Annotated in this window: 13 protein-coding genes; 4 read left to right on the top strand and 9 right to left on the bottom strand. The window is 60.0% G+C overall.

Going from position 1 to position 13873, the window contains the following annotated elements; translation table 11 throughout:
* Positions 1 to 37: 37 nt before the first annotated feature.
* The 3 genes from C8D99_RS13005 to C8D99_RS12995 form a co-directional block, all read right to left on the bottom strand.
* Complete coding sequence (locus C8D99_RS13005; RefSeq protein WP_133958940.1) at positions 38 to 1189, bottom strand: baeRF7 domain-containing protein; 1152 nt, start codon at positions 1187 to 1189, stop codon at positions 38 to 40.
* Positions 1190 to 1400: 211 nt separating this feature from the next.
* Entirely contained in the window at positions 1401 to 2879 is a 1479-nt protein-coding gene (gene panF, locus C8D99_RS13000) for a sodium/pantothenate symporter (RefSeq protein WP_133958939.1), read from the bottom strand.
* On the bottom strand, positions 2876 to 3166 hold the full coding sequence (locus tag C8D99_RS12995) for a YhdT family protein (RefSeq protein ID WP_133958938.1): 291 nt from the start codon (positions 3164 to 3166) through the stop codon (positions 2876 to 2878). The genes panF and C8D99_RS12995 overlap by 4 nt, the downstream gene beginning before the upstream one ends.
* Positions 3167 to 3593: 427 nt before the next feature.
* On the opposite strand from C8D99_RS12995, the gene C8D99_RS12990 reads away from it, so the two are divergent.
* From C8D99_RS12990 to C8D99_RS12975, 4 genes are read left to right on the top strand one after another with little or no spacing between them, the layout of a single operon-like run.
* The gene (locus tag C8D99_RS12990) at positions 3594 to 5147 is read left to right on the top strand and encodes a 2-isopropylmalate synthase (protein ID WP_133958937.1); all 1554 of its coding nucleotides are present in this window, start codon (positions 3594 to 3596) and stop codon (positions 5145 to 5147) included.
* The gene (locus C8D99_RS12985) at positions 5128 to 6417 is read left to right on the top strand and encodes a 3-isopropylmalate dehydratase large subunit (protein ID WP_133958936.1); all 1290 of its coding nucleotides are present in this window, start codon (positions 5128 to 5130) and stop codon (positions 6415 to 6417) included. The genes C8D99_RS12990 and C8D99_RS12985 overlap by 20 nt, the downstream gene beginning before the upstream one ends.
* A 2-nt stretch (positions 6418 to 6419) precedes the next feature.
* Complete coding sequence (locus tag C8D99_RS12980; protein ID WP_133958935.1) at positions 6420 to 6935, top strand: 3-isopropylmalate dehydratase small subunit; 516 nt, start codon at positions 6420 to 6422, stop codon at positions 6933 to 6935.
* Positions 6932 to 8065 (top strand): isocitrate/isopropylmalate dehydrogenase family protein, encoded by a 1134-nt coding sequence (locus C8D99_RS12975; RefSeq protein WP_133958934.1) that lies wholly within the window; start codon positions 6932 to 6934, stop codon positions 8063 to 8065. Before C8D99_RS12980 ends, C8D99_RS12975 begins: the two co-directional genes overlap by 4 nt.
* Before the next feature lie 52 nt (positions 8066 to 8117).
* On the opposite strand, the gene C8D99_RS12970 is transcribed toward C8D99_RS12975, so the two are convergent.
* From C8D99_RS12970 to C8D99_RS12945, 6 genes are all read right to left on the bottom strand, one after another.
* Entirely contained in the window at positions 8118 to 8879 is a 762-nt protein-coding gene (locus tag C8D99_RS12970; protein ID WP_133958933.1) for an HpcH/HpaI aldolase family protein, read from the bottom strand.
* A 75-nt stretch (positions 8880 to 8954) separates the two neighbouring features.
* Positions 8955 to 9872 carry an isocitrate lyase/PEP mutase family protein gene (locus tag C8D99_RS12965; RefSeq protein ID WP_133958932.1) on the bottom strand — a complete coding sequence of 306 codons (918 nt, stop codon included), beginning with the start codon at positions 9870 to 9872 and terminating at the stop codon, positions 8955 to 8957.
* Between the two features lie 81 nt (positions 9873 to 9953).
* Positions 9954 to 11234 (bottom strand): TRAP transporter large permease, encoded by a 1281-nt coding sequence (locus tag C8D99_RS12960; RefSeq protein ID WP_133958931.1) that lies wholly within the window; start codon positions 11232 to 11234, stop codon positions 9954 to 9956.
* Positions 11228 to 11743, bottom strand: coding sequence for a TRAP transporter small permease subunit (locus C8D99_RS12955; protein WP_133958930.1), 516 nt, complete (start codon positions 11741 to 11743; stop codon positions 11228 to 11230). Before C8D99_RS12955 ends, C8D99_RS12960 begins: the two co-directional genes overlap by 7 nt.
* 93 nt (positions 11744 to 11836) lie before the next feature.
* On the bottom strand, positions 11837 to 12832 hold the full coding sequence (locus tag C8D99_RS12950) for a TRAP transporter substrate-binding protein (protein WP_133958929.1): 996 nt from the start codon (positions 12830 to 12832) through the stop codon (positions 11837 to 11839).
* Between the two features lie 114 nt (positions 12833 to 12946).
* Positions 12947 to 13594 carry a GntR family transcriptional regulator gene (locus tag C8D99_RS12945; protein ID WP_133958928.1) on the bottom strand — a complete coding sequence of 216 codons (648 nt, stop codon included), beginning with the start codon at positions 13592 to 13594 and terminating at the stop codon, positions 12947 to 12949.
* Positions 13595 to 13873: the final 279 nt, after the last annotated feature.

Raw genomic sequence — 13873 nt, 5'->3', positions numbered from 1 at the left:
GCGGGGTTACCCGCACCCTCATTCCGTTTTTCTGTCTTCAGAACCGGAAGACGGCGCCCAGAGGCTCGCCTCCGGGCATGGCACCGGAGCTTACGGCATAGACCGTTCCGCCGTGGATGAGGGTCTGGACAGCGGCGAGGTTGAGAAGGTCCTCCTCCTCGCCGTTGCACGGTTCCCCGGTCAGAACCCTGTTCTCTTCCTGGTCGAAGCATCCGGTCATGCGGGCCCCGCCGTCCACGAAAAGGACATCCACCCTTCCATGGTGAGCACCTTCAAGGACTTTCTCCACATTGGCCGACACGTTCACCGACCCGGCCAGTTCGGCATACCTGGCGAAGGCCTGGCCGGCCCCCCTTGAAAGAGCCTTTTCGGCAATGGGCCAGGCCCGTCCGTGCAGTTCCTCCGGACGGAGGTCGTCGGCATTCCCCGGAACGCCCTCCTCGAGCAGGAAGGGGTAGGAATTGGCCTCCCTGTAAAGGTGGAGCAGGTATTCCACTCCCGCAAGCACCAGGGGAGACCTGCTTCCACGGAGAATGTCAGGAAGGTCCCCGTCAATTTTGCGGAACCACCTGAGCAGCCTTCCCTTCTCTTCATCACTGGGGTCATGACCGTGAAACATGGCCGCCCTGCCGCCCGATCTTCCCGCCGCCGTTCCCGTATGGAACTGAAGCTGCTTTTCAAAGCGGTCGAAGCGGAAGGCATCTCCCAGGCTCGGAAGAAGGGATTCAACATCCACCTCGTCCACGGAGTGCCGCGAGCCCTCCAGGAGCCGGATCATATTCCGGCTCAGGGCAAGGACATAGAACCTGCCTTCCCCTGAGAAATAGGGAAGCAGCGGAGTAAAGTGGAAGCGGCGGGCAAGGGTGACCGATTCCTGGAATGAAAGGGGAAGTCTGTAGCTTTTGAAATAATCCGCAGCCAGAAACACCGCGAGGCCGTCTCCCTGGCGCTGCCAGAAAAGAGGGTCGTCCACGAGACTCCGGGCCGGTTTGAGCAGTTCCTGGATCTCCGGGGGCCGTGTCCCGGATGCGGAAAGCCTGCTCTCCGCCTCTTTGACCAGGTTTTTGAAGCGAATGGGATTCTGCTCCGTATCCCTTCCGGCCCGGAACGCCGGCATGAAAAATGAAACACAGAGTTCCCTCGAGTGTGCGGACAGTTCCTTGAGCTCCTCCCGGGTAATTTTGTCCATGAAGAAAACCACCTCCTCAACGCATTCTCCCGAACAGGGCAGAAACGGGGGAGTCTTCACTCCCCGCTGCTTCGGACGCCTTTTCTCCAGCCAACAATCACCGGAACACTGAAAAGAACCTATGATTAGCATAGACCCAAAGTGACACACTAGTCAAGCGTGTTTTCCCCTTGTCTGCTCCCCGCCTGTCTCCTTCGCGGCTTTTCCTCTCTCATTCCCCTCCCCAGAAGGCGGCAAGTGTCTCATCGTCAGGCTTTTTTCCGATATACGACCCGAGAATGAAGGCGGCCAGGGCCACGGCGATGGTGGGAACTATCTGGTGGGTTCCCCCGATCTGGATTTTGCCGATCATGAGCCAGAAGAAAGTCCCGCAGCCCACCGCCATGGAAAGAAGAGCTCCCGTGGCATTGGCCCGCTTCCAGTAAAGCCCCAGCACCGTGGGCCAGAAAAAGACGGCTTCCAGGCCGCCGAAGGCGAAGAGGTTGATCCACACCAGCAGCGACGGCGGGCGAAGGGCCGCCAGAAAGACGATGACCCCTATCACCGCCGTGACGACCAGGCTCATCCGTCCCAGTTTTTCCGGGGTGACCGGAAGATTCTTTTTGACCGCATGGTGGTGGTAGAGGTCCTTCACGATGGCCGCGGAAGAAATGATGAGCATGGAATCCACGGTGGACATGATGGCGGCGAGGGGACCGGCGATAAAGACTCCTGCCCAGAAGGGAGAAAGCAGTTTTACCGTTATGGTGGGCACCGCAAGGTCACCCACCTCAATCCCCGGCAGGACGGCCCGTCCGAGGGCTCCCACGAGGTGCATGGTCAGCATGAGGAATCCCACCACGAAGGTGCCGATAATCATGCCGTTGTTCATGGACCGGGCGTCACGGAAACCCAGGCATTTCTGGGTGGTCTGGGGCAGGCCGAGGACGGCGAAGCCCACCAGTACCCAGAAGGAGAGGATAAAGGGCCTGGGTATGGCGTTTCCCGGCCCTGTCGGAGTGAGAAGGGCGGGGTCCGTTTCCCTGAGGACGGCCATGATCCTCTCCATTCCTCCTCCGGCGTTCACCACGGCGAACAGCAGGGCCACGGAGGCGCAGATCATGACGCATCCCTGGATGGTGTCGGTGATCACCACCGCCCGGAAACCTCCCACGGTGGTATAGATCACCACCGTGATGCCGAAGATGATGAGCCCCACGAGATAGGGGTAGCCGGTCACCGTCTGAAAAAGTCTCGCTCCGCCGATGAACTGGGCCAGCATGGAGGCCATGAAGAACACCAGGATGGCGAGGGAGGCGAGCACCACCACGAGTTCGTTTTTATAGCGGGCTCTCAGGTACTCCGTGATGGTCACGGCATTGACCTTCCGGGAGACGATGGCGAATTTCTTGCCGAGGACGCCCAGGGTAAGGAAAGCCGTGGGCACCTGGATCATGGCAAGGAGAATCCAGCCCAGGCCGAGCTTGTAGGCCACTCCCGGGCCGCCGACAAAGCTGCTGGCGCTGGTGTAGGTGGTGATCAGCGCCATGGCCAGGACAAAGCCCCCCATGGACCGTCCCCCGATAAAATATTCTTCGAGAAAGCCCTTGGCGTCGGACGGTTTCGCGGCGGCACGCTTTCCCCACACGGCGACGGCGAAAACGAGGACAAGATAAATCACCAGAGGCAGAATCATGTTCATATTGCTCATGACTGCGGGCCTCCCGCTTCTTCGGGATCGTTTCCCTCGATGGAATCCTCGGAGAAGAAGAGGCGGACCACCGCCCAGACCACCAGCGAAATTCCAATGTACCCGACAATGCAGCTGTAAAAGAACCACGACGGCAGCCCGAGAACGTAGGTATACTCCCCCGGATCTCCCGAGCCGAGACCGTAGGCCGTGAAATACCACCACGCAAAGAACAGGACGTACATGCCGAGGGATATGACGGCCTCGCGGTTCGCCTGGCGATACCGGCTGTCTTCTTTGAACTTCACTTCGCCCACCTCCGCTTTCCTTGTCTGTGCCGCACTTCTTTTTTCCGGCTCTTTATCTTACCATAAAATCCCCTCACTTTGAAACTCCTGAAAAAGGGAGATTCCGGCGAATTCCAGCTCATTTTTTGAAAAAACTCCTTTTATCTCTCTTTTGCTTTAGTATTGACATTTCAGGACTCCTCCCCCAGAATGGTCGAATCTTACCAAGCCCCGAGGAAAGGAGGGAACCAGCCATGACAGGATCAGTTCAAAACATTCTCACCGCATCCTCTTCTCTGTGCCTCCTCCTCGGTTGCCGGTTCCCCCCAGGAACGCCGGCAGCCTGGTAAGCTGCGGAACGGCATTCCCGGGCCGGAACCTCTCTCAAGGAGGTTTCGGCTCTTTTTTTATCCCCGGAGACGGGGACAGGATGAAAGGAGAGACGGACATGACGGAGAACCACAGGGTACGGATATTCGATACCACCCTCCGGGACGGAGAACAGGCCGCCGGGATCAACCTGAACAGGGAAGAGAAGCTCAGGATAGCCCTTCAGCTCGCAAAAATGAACGTGGACGTCATCGAGGCCGGCTTTCCCGCAGCCTCCCCCGGCGATTTCGAGGCGGTGAAGCTCATCGCCGACACGGTGAAAGGCCCTGTCATCGCCGGGCTCGCCAGGACCCGGAAGGAGGATATCCGCTCGGCAGCCGAGGCGGTCCGGGGTGCCGGAAGGGGCAGAATCCACACGTTTATCGCCACGAGCCCCATCCACATGGAATTCAAGCTGAAGATGACGCCGGAACAGGTTGTAGAGGAGGTCAGGCAGGCGGTGACCTATGCCCGCTCTCTCGTGGAAGACGTGGAGTTTTCCGCCGAGGACGCGAGCCGCTCCGACGTTTCATTCCTCGCCGAAGTCTTCCGCACCGCCGCCGACTGCGGGGCAGGCACCCTCAACATTCCGGACACGGTGGGGTACGCTGTTCCCGAGGAATTCGGCGCCTTCGTGAGGACCGTCATCGAGGCAACAGACCGTCCCGGTGTGACCTGGTCGGTACACTGCCACAACGACCTCGGCATGGCAGTGGCGAACTCCCTGGCGGCCGTGCGGGCAGGGGCCGGGCAGGTGGAATGCACGGTGAACGGCCTTGGCGAACGGGCCGGGAACGCCTCCCTCGAAGAAGTTGTCATGGGGCTTCGGACCAGGAGGGACAGTTACGGCTGCGAAACATCCCTGGACACGACGAAACTCTGGGGCGTCAGCTCAATGGTATCCAGGATGACAGGCTTTCCCGTCCCCCCCAACAAGGCGGTCGTCGGATCAAACGCCTTCGCCCACGAGGCCGGCATCCACCAGCACGGTGTGCTCTGCAACCGGGCAACCTACGAGATCATGAATCCCGAGGACGTGGGGGCTCCGGGCAGCAGGCTCGTCCTGGGCAAGCATTCGGGAAAGCACGCCTTCCGTCAGAGAGTGGAGGAGATGGGATTTTCCCTCTCCGAGGAGAAAATCACCGAAGCCATGGCACTTTTCAAAACCCTGTGCGACAGGAAGGAGATCGTCACCTCCGAGGACCTTGAGGCCATGATCAACAGCGAGATCCTCGCCGCCGCCGAAAGCAGGAGGATCGTCCTGAAGACCTTCCTCGTCCAGGTGGGAAGAGGGCACGGCACCGCCACGGTTACCCTGGAGGATGACGGTCGGGAGGCCACCGACGCCGCCACGGGCAACGGCCCGGTGGACGCGGCCTACAGGGCTGTCCGGCGCATCGTCGGTATCGAGCCGGAGCTGGAGAACTACTCCATCCGCTCCGTCACAGAGGCTTCCGACGCCATCGGCGAGGCAAGGGTCACCCTCGTTTTCGAGGGACTCCGGGTCTCCGGCCGGGGAGCCAGCACCGACGTCATCGAAGCGAGCATCAGGGCATATATCGACGGAATCAACCGCCTTTTCCAGATGGCGGTCTCGAAAGGAGTGCGTTTGTATGGGAAGAACGTTGGTTAGCGCAATCATAGCGGCCCATTCATCACAGAAGGCCATGGAGGGTGAAATCTGCCAGGTGAAGGTAGACTTCGCCTTCGCGAACGACATCACCGGCGCCCCTGCCGCGGAATCCTTCCGGGAAATGGGAGCGGACAGGGTATTTGACAGGGAGCGGTGCGCCCTCCTCCCCGATCATTTTACTCCGAACAAGGACATCGCCTCGGCGGAACAGACAAAGAAAGGGAAAGAATTCGCCAGGGAACAGGGAATGCTCTACTGGGAAGTGGGCCGGGTGGGCATCGAGCACGCCTTCCTTCCCGAGAAGGGCTATATCCTCCCCGGTGATATCGTCCTCGGAGCGGACAGCCACACATGCACCGGCGGCGCCCTTGGCGCCCTCTCCACCGGTGTGGGAAGCACGGACCTCGCTGCAGTCTGGGCCCTCGGGGAAACGTGGCTCAAGGTGCCTCCCACCGTCCGGGTCGATTTCCGGGGAAAGCGCCCCGGGTGGGTGACCGGCAAGGACATGATCCTCTCCCTCATCGGGCGCATCAGCGTCCAGGGAGCAAGGTACATGGCCCTCGAATTCGGCGGCGAGGGAATTGAAAGCCTGCCCATGGACGACAGGTTCACCATCGCCAACATGGCCGTGGAAGCCGGCGCCAAGGCAGGGGTATTCGTCCCCGACGAGAAAACCCTCGAGTACGCCCGGTCAAGGGCGGCCCGGGAATTCACTCCCCGCTACCCCGACAGCGACGCGGCCTATGCCCGCCGGGAGACCTTCGACCTTGACACGATGGGCCCCGTGGCTGCCATGCCCCACTCCCCCGACAACGTGAAGCCCGTCCGGGAGTGCGGCTCCCCCGAGATCGACCAGGTGTTCATCGGCGCCTGCACCAACGGCCGCTTTCGGGACATCGAAACCGCGGCAAAGCTGATGGAGGGGAAAAAAGTGGCCCCCCACGTACGCTGCATCGTCATTCCGGCCTCCTACGAAGTCTACAACGCCGCCATGGACAAGGGGTATCTCCGCATCTTCACCGAGGCCGGAGCCGTGGTCTGCACTCCTACCTGCGGTCCCTGCCTGGGAGGACACATGGGCATTCTCGCCGCAGGGGAACGGTGCGTTTCCACCAGCAACCGCAACTTCGTGGGCCGAATGGGCAGCCCGAAGAGCGAGCTGATCCTCGCCAGCCCCCTCACGGCGGCCGCGAGTGCCGTCACGGGAAGACTCACCGATCCGAGGGACGTAATGTCGGAAGATTTCTTCAAGAATCTGGAGGGTAAATAACCATGACGAACTCTTTTTCCGGAAAAGCGTGGAAATACGGCGACCATATCGACACGGACGTGATCATTCCCGCCCGCTACCTCGTCTCCAGCGACGAGGCCGTGCTGGGGAAATACTGCATGGAGGACATCGACAAGGACTTTGTCCGCAACATGTCCAGGGGCGACATGATCGTCGCCGGCGAAAATTTCGGATGCGGCTCCTCCAGGGAACATGCCCCCATCGCCATCAAGGGCGCCGGGTGCAGCTGCGTCATCGCGGCCTCCTTCGCCCGGATCTTTTACCGGAACGCCATCAACGTGGGGCTTCCCATCTTCGAGTGCCCCGAAGCCGCCGCTTCCATCGAGACCGGGGACGAAGTGGCCGTGGACCCCATCGCCGGAACCATCGAGAACCGGACAAAGGGAATGACCTTCCGGGTGGCGCCCTTTGCCCCCTTCCTCCAGGAGCTCATCAGCGCAGGCGGACTCATCCCCTACGCCCGCAGGCGGCTCGAAGAACGGAGGAAGGGCGCATGACCGGAAAGAACTACGTGGTGGCCAGGATTCCGGGGGATGGCATCGGCCCCGAGGTCATCGGCGAAACATCCCGGATCCTCGAAGCGGCGGGCCGGAAGCACGGATTCTCCCTGACCTGGGCTGACTACCCCTTCGGCGCCGACCATTACCTGAAGACAGGAGAAATCCTGCCTGCCTCCGCAGTGGAGGAAATGGGGTCCATGGATGCACTGCTCCTTGGTGCGGTGGGAGATCCCCGGGTCAAGCCGGGAATCCTCGAACGGGGAATACTCCTCACCATCCGATTCCACTTCGACCAGTACGTGAACCTCCGGCCCGCAAAAAGCTATCCCCGGGTTCCCCTCCCCGTGGCACCGAAGGGAGGAAAGGATCTGGATACCCTCGTCGTCCGGGAGAACACGGAAGATTTCTACATCGGCATCGGCAGCAGGACGGAAAAGGGATCGGCTGACTTCAGCCTTGACACGAAACGGGGGCTGTATTCCCTCGAAGGAACTCTCAGGGGAAGCTTTTCCGGAGGCGTGGAAGGAGCCTTCCAGCTCGGCGTGGCCTCCGAGCCGGCCGTCCGCAGGGTGGTTGCCTACGGATGCCGGGCGGCGAAGGCCCGGGGCGAGGACAAAATCACCCTGGCATCGAAATCGAACGCCCTTCCCCAGATCTACGGATTCTGGGAGGACATCGCACAGGACGAGGCGGCCCGCCACGGCATGGGGCTCGGCATAGTGAACGTGGATGCCATGTGCTACCACCTTGTGCGCACCCCTGACCTCTACGGGGTGGTGGTGGCCCCCAACATGTTCGGCGACATCGTGAGCGACCTCCTTGCCGGGCTGGCGGGAGGACTCGGAGTGGCCGCCGGCGCCGACATCGGCGACGGACTGTCCATGTTCGAGCCCATCCACGGGTCCGCCCCCGACATCGCCGGGACGGGAAAGGCAAACCCCATAGCCGCCATTCTCACCGGTGCCCTCCTTCTGGAGCATATCGGGGAAAGGACAGCCGCGAAAGCGGTGGAGGACAGCCTCACAGCATTCCTCGCGGAATCGGCTCCCGGAGATCTTCCCGTGGAATTCGGCGGACAGGGGACAACCCGCGCCGTGGGAGAGGCCATTCTGAAGCGGATCCAGTGACGAAAAAAGCCCGGTACGGAATTCCCGCACCGGGCTTTTTTCTTTGTATCCGTCAGCCCCTGATCCCGCCGACGATGTTCCTGCAGACTTCCGCGAAGACAAGGCTGTCCGTGCTGTAGGCGATGTAGGAAAACCCCTGTTCGATCCGGGCCTTTGCCTCCTCCACCGATCCCACGAAGATCCCCGCGGGCTTCCCCGCCCTCTTCGCCGCCGCCAGGGCCGAGGCCACGGCGTCAACCATCACGGGATGATAAATCTGCCCCGGAATGCCGAATGACTGGGAGAGGTCGTAGGGGCCGACGAAAATAACGTCCACCCCGTCCACGGCGGCGATGCCGTCCAGACATTCCAGGCCCTGGCGGTTTTCGCAGTGGACGATCACCAGGGTCTCCCGGTTGGCTTCCTCGAAGTACTCCGCCACGCCGGGAACGAAGCCGTACCGGGACGACCTGGTGAGACACGCTCCCCGGTCGCCCCTGGGGAAATACTTGGCGGACCGCACCACGTACTCCGCCGTTTCCGGTGAGTTCACCTGGGGCACCTGGATTCCCGCCGCTCCCACGTCGAGGGTACGCAGGATGGTGGTGGCGGCCGTGTCGGTCACCCGGACGATGGGGGCCATGCCCCGGAGTTCCGCGGCCCGGAGCATGTGCTGGATGGACTCCGGGTTTCCGGGGCCGTGCTCCGTGTCGATAATGCAGTAGTCGAACCCCGCGAGACCCGCGATTTCCACGAGGTCGGGGCAGTTGAGGGTGATGAAGGTCCCGAGCACGACCCCGCCCCCGGCAAGTTTCCGCTTCAGCTGGTTGATCACCTGGTATCCCTCCGTTGGGCTAATAATCTCAGAGCTTTTCCATTATATACTCCGCGCTCCGTTTCCCGGGCAGACTTACTCGACTATCCGTTTCTTTCCCCGGTATTTTTTCTCCAGAACGCTCGGCGGAATGTACTTCTCCTCCATTTCCCGGATTTCGTCCAGCCGGACCAGTTCTGCAAATTCCCTGAAGGTGAAGAGCCGGTCGAGATACCCGTCGGAGACGCCCTCTTTCCGGATTTCCGACATTACCTCGTACATGCCCCTCGCAGCGGCGAACAGGGCCGACAGGGCCGGGACGATCATCTTGAAGCCCATGGCCTCCGCTTCCTTCACGGGGACAAGGGGGGTCTTTCCGCCCTCGATGAGGTTCAGCATGAGGGGCACGCCGATTTCCTTCACGGCCCGCTCCATCTGCTCCCTGGTCTCCAGGGCCTCCACGAAGACCATGTCCACACCGGCATCCACCGCAGCTTTCGCCCGGCAGAGAGCATCCTCGAATCCCGTGACATGGATGGCGTCCGTCCTGTACATTATCACCACATCGGGGTCAAGTTCATTCCTGGCGTCGATGGCCGCCCGAAGCTTGCCCATCATCTCATCCCGGGAGATCACCTGCTTGCCCTCCATGTGGCCGCATCGCTTGGGAGAGACCTGGTCCTCCATGAAGAGGCCCGCAGCTCCGGCCCAGATATACTCCCGGACGGCCCGGTCGGCGTTCACGGCATTGCCGAATCCGTTGTCGGAGTCACCCAGGACGGGAATTCGCACCGCCCGGGTTATGGATTTTAGCTGGGCTGCCATCTCCGTGAGGGTCAGCAGGCCGATGTCGGGCTGGCCGAGTCTTGCGGCCGCCGTTCCGTACCCGGAATGGAACACCGCTTGGAAACCGGCCATCTCGCAGATCCTGGCGCTCAGCGAGTCATACACCCCTGGAACGACGACGGCACCGGGCCGTTCGAGGAGGTTTCTCAGCTGTTTTGACGTCTTCATGGGTCGTCTCCTTCCGTTAAAAAAAGCCGACGGAGAAGAAATCCCCCGCCGGCGTAGAAAAAAAGAAAACTTTCCGGATCCTCAGTGCATGACCGAGGGAAGCCAGGTGCTCATTCCGGGGAACAGGATGACGAGAATGAGGAAGAGCACCATGATCACGAGGAAGGGGAAAACCCCGGAGATGATCTCGCCCATCCTGATGTCCTTCCTGAGGCTGTTGATGACGTAGAGGTTCATGCCCACAGGAGGCGTGATGAGGGCCAGCGTCATGTTCACCGTCACCACGATGGCGTACCAGATCGGGTCGATGCCGAGGGCGTGGAGAATGGGAGTGACCAGGGGCATGGTGAGCAGGACGATGGACACCGTCTCCAGGATGCACCCCAGAATCATCATCAGGACGTTCATGGCGACGATGAACATCATCACGGAGAAGTTGTTGCTGATGATGATCTCCGTGAGCTTCTGGGGAATCATCAGCAGGGTCATGACCCTGCCGAAGAGCACGGCGCCCGCGATGATGATGGCGATCATGCAGGACGTGGTCAGGGACCGCAGGCAGATGGCGGGAATATCGCTGAGCTTCAGCGTCCTGTACACCACCAGGGTGATGAAGAGCCCGTACACCAGTCCCACCGCCGCAGCCTCAGTGGGGGTGAAGGCTCCTGAATAGATGCCCCCGATGATGATGAAGGGAAGGAGAATCCCCCAGAAGTTCTTCCTGGTGACCCGGATCCTTTCGCTCCACGAGGTTCTCTCCATGGGGGTGAAACCGCCCCGTTTGCTCTTGTACACGGCGTACACCACGAAAAGGGCGGTTAGCACGAGTCCGGGAATGACGCCGGCGATAAAGAGCTTTCCGACGGATTCCTCCGTGATGGCGCCGTAGAGGATGAGGGGAATGCTCGGCGGTATCAGGATTCCCAGGGTCCCCCCCGCAGCAAGGAGGCCGAGGGTGAACTTTTTGTCATATCCCCGTTCGATCATGGCCGGGTAGGCCACCATGCCGATGGTGGCCGCCGTGGCGGCCCCGGAACCCGTGATGGCGGCAAAGAAGGCGCATGCAAGGATGGTGGCGATGGCAAGCCCTCCGGGAAGATGGCGCACCCAGGCGTTCATGACGTCGAAGAGGTCGTCTCCGATCCGCCCGTCGAGAAGGATCTGGCTCATAAGGACAAAGAGGGGGATGGAGAGGATGGTGAAGCTGTCCATGGATGTGAAGATGGTCGCCCCGACGATTTTCATGGGAAGGTCAAAAAGAGCGATGAGCAGCAGGGATGTCCCTCCCAGGGAAAAGGCCACCGGAAGGCCCATGAAAAGAATGCCGATGAGCAGAAATACTACCATGGAAAAGCTCAGCATGACTGTCCCTCCTCATTTTTTCCGAAGACGGAGTTAAAACGGTCGACGATGATAATGGCGAACTGGAGGGTCAGAAGGGCGAAACCGAGAAGGAGGGCCATCTGGGGAATCCACATGGGCACCCGGAGAAGGGTCGCCGAAACCTTGTTGTAGCCGATGGAGGCCACGATCATCTCGTAGGCCTGCCACGTGATGACCGCGCAGAAGACCATTCCCGCCACGCTGGTGACCATCTCCAGGAAGTGCTGGGTGCGGATGGAAAGGTGCTCGATCACGAGGTCGATCCGGACGTGCTTGCCCTGCTGGAGGGTATAGGCCCCGCCGGCGAGCATGGTCCACATGAAAAGATAGATGGACATTTCCTGGGCCCAGATGGTGGGGGACCGGAAAAAATAGCGGCAGACAACCTCATAGAAGAGCATGAGCCCCATGAGGAGAATGCCGAGACCGCTGACGTACCCGAGAACCAGGTTGCCTTTTTCCACAGCGCTTCGAATGATTTTGAACATGCAAGACTGCCCCTTTGCTCGTATTTGAGAAAAGAAGCGGAAGGGAATCCCCTCCCGCTTCGGAACCACAGGATTTTCGTTTTAAGAAAAAAACTACTTGGAGGCCGTGATGGCCATTTCGATAAGGGTCTGGCCGACTTCACCGGTCTTCTCGGCGAAGGTTTTCCGCACGGATTCGGTGGCCTTCACGAAGGCTTCCCGCTCCTCGGCGGTGGGAGAATAGATTTCCACTCCGGCGTCGCGGATGACCTTCTCGGCATCATTCTCCGACTGGGCGATGGCTCCGCGGATCCATTCCTCTGCATCATGACCGGCCTTGGTGACGGCTTCCTTGAGTTCGGCCGAGAGGCCGTTCCACCAGTCAAGGTTGCCCTGGACGACAAACTGGGCGGTGGTGTAGTTCGCCATGGTCATGTACTTCTGGACCTCGTGGACCTTGCGGGAGACTGCCGCCGGCATGCCGGTGGTGGCTCCGTCCACGGTTCCCCTCTGCAGGGCCATGTACATCTCGGAGGAGCTCATGACGGTGGGAGCGGCCCCCAGGGCCCTCAGGGTCTCGGCGTCGCCGCTGCTGAAGGTCCTCATGGTCAGGCCCTTGAAGTCCTCGGGGTTTTTCAGGGGGTGCTTGTTGTTGAAGAACTGGATGTAGCCGTAGTCAACCCAGAAAAGGTTCTTGACGCCCTTCTTCTGGAACTCTTCGTCAAGAATCTTGTCGGCGCCGGCTGCAAGGAACTTCTTGGGAGACTCGAGATCCTTAAAGACGAAAGGCATCTCGAAGACGTCGGCGGCGGGAATCATGCCGGACCACTTGTTCACCGGTACCAGGCCGACTTCGATAAGGGCGTCCTGGAGGGCTTCAACGATTTCGGTATCCTTGAAAAGCTGGGCGGAGTCGAAAATCTTCACCGTAAGCTCGCCCTTGGAATGCTCGGCAACCTTTTCCGCAAAAACGATGAGGCCCTTGGAAACGTGGTGCGACGGGGGAAACTGGTTCGAAAGCTTGATCTCGGCCTTTGCGAACGCGGAGCCGCAGAAGAGCCCGAGGGCAAGAACCATTGCCGCTGCTGCAGTGAACGTTTTTCTGAACATAGTGTCACTCCTCCTCAGTATGGTGTGCATCGGTACGAAACGGAACCGGAATCTGCGCTGGTACTGACTGGGAATACCCTGAAAAAAGCCCTGTGACATCACTCCCTTTTCCTCTTACATGCCGTAAGCTTCCAGCTTCTCCCGCTTCCTCAGCCTTCTGTGGAAGTAGCTGTAATGCCTGCTCTCCCGCAAGGCATCAAGATCTCCTTCCTTCAGGGACTGGATGATCTTCAGATGCTCCCTTGCCGAATAGGCCAGCTCCTCCTCACTTTCAAGGTGCTGCACCATTGCCTGATGAAGCTGGAAATACACGCCCCTGAGAATCCGGATGGTCCAGGGCCTCCCGGAGCGCTCCGCAATAAAAAGGTGGAAGTCAAGGTCGATGCTGCTGAAGGCGAGGACCTTCCCGTTTTTCTCCATGGAGCTCGATGCAACTGCGAGGAGCTCCCGATAAAGGCTGTTCATCCGTTCGTAGTCTCCGTCGGAAAGAAGCCCGTCCCTGACCAGCACTTCGAACACCTGGGTCTCGAGGGCGAAACGGATATCATAGAGCTCCTCCACGTCCACAGGAGAAAAGCCGAGGACCATGGATCCCTTCCGGGGGATGGACCGCACGAGCCCCTGTCCCTCAAGCTCCTTCAGGGCCTCTCTCACCGGGGCCCGGCTGATATTGAGCTCCCTGGCCAGCTCCTCCTCGCGGATAAAGGTCCCCTGGGAGTATTTCGCTGATACGAGAAGCTCGCGGCGGAGAAAATCCGCCACTTCCCTCGCGAGCGACTGATGGTTCGCTATGCTGTTAATGGAGAGACCTCCTCTGCAATACCTATCGTCTACTGTCGACAGACGATTATATAGGTACCACTGCACGCAGGGTCTGTCAAGAAAGCAGAAAAACGTATAATGTATCCATAAAACGTATCCGCCCTAAATCCGCAGGTTCGTTCCCTCAAGTAAAGGGATAACTCCCCGGACGGGGAAATGAACTGTTTTCGTTTCCCCGTTTCCTTTCTTTCTTACCCTTTTTCAGGTTTTTCAGGTCTT

Source organism: Aminivibrio pyruvatiphilus, from assembly GCF_004366815.1.
Taxonomy (GTDB): domain Bacteria; phylum Synergistota; class Synergistia; order Synergistales; family Aminobacteriaceae; genus Aminivibrio; species Aminivibrio pyruvatiphilus.
The sequence above is the reverse complement of the archived record's forward strand: the minus strand, read 5'-3'. Positions and strand labels throughout refer to the sequence as shown.

What these genes read in the sequence shown, in the direction of transcription:
- C8D99_RS12955 (WP_133958930.1), bottom strand. Translation starts at nt 11,743, where the DNA reads ATGTTCAAAATCATTCGAAGCGCTGTGGAAAAAGGCAACCTGGTTCTC.
- C8D99_RS13005 (WP_133958940.1), bottom strand. Translation starts at nt 1,189, where the DNA reads ATGGACAAAATTACCCGGGAGGAGCTCAAGGAACTGTCCGCACACTCG.
- C8D99_RS12960 (WP_133958931.1), bottom strand. Translation starts at nt 11,234, where the DNA reads ATGCTGAGCTTTTCCATGGTAGTATTTCTGCTCATCGGCATTCTTTTC.
- C8D99_RS12985 (WP_133958936.1), top strand. Translation starts at nt 5,128, where the DNA reads ATGGGAAGAACGTTGGTTAGCGCAATCATAGCGGCCCATTCATCACAG.
- C8D99_RS12965 (WP_133958932.1), bottom strand. Translation starts at nt 9,872, where the DNA reads ATGAAGACGTCAAAACAGCTGAGAAACCTCCTCGAACGGCCCGGTGCC.
- C8D99_RS12980 (WP_133958935.1), top strand. Translation starts at nt 6,420, where the DNA reads ATGACGAACTCTTTTTCCGGAAAAGCGTGGAAATACGGCGACCATATC.
- panF (WP_133958939.1), bottom strand. Translation starts at nt 2,879, where the DNA reads ATGAGCAATATGAACATGATTCTGCCTCTGGTGATTTATCTTGTCCTC.
- C8D99_RS12950 (WP_133958929.1), bottom strand. Translation starts at nt 12,832, where the DNA reads ATGTTCAGAAAAACGTTCACTGCAGCAGCGGCAATGGTTCTTGCCCTC.
- C8D99_RS12990 (WP_133958937.1), top strand. Translation starts at nt 3,594, where the DNA reads ATGACGGAGAACCACAGGGTACGGATATTCGATACCACCCTCCGGGAC.
- C8D99_RS12975 (WP_133958934.1), top strand. Translation starts at nt 6,932, where the DNA reads ATGACCGGAAAGAACTACGTGGTGGCCAGGATTCCGGGGGATGGCATC.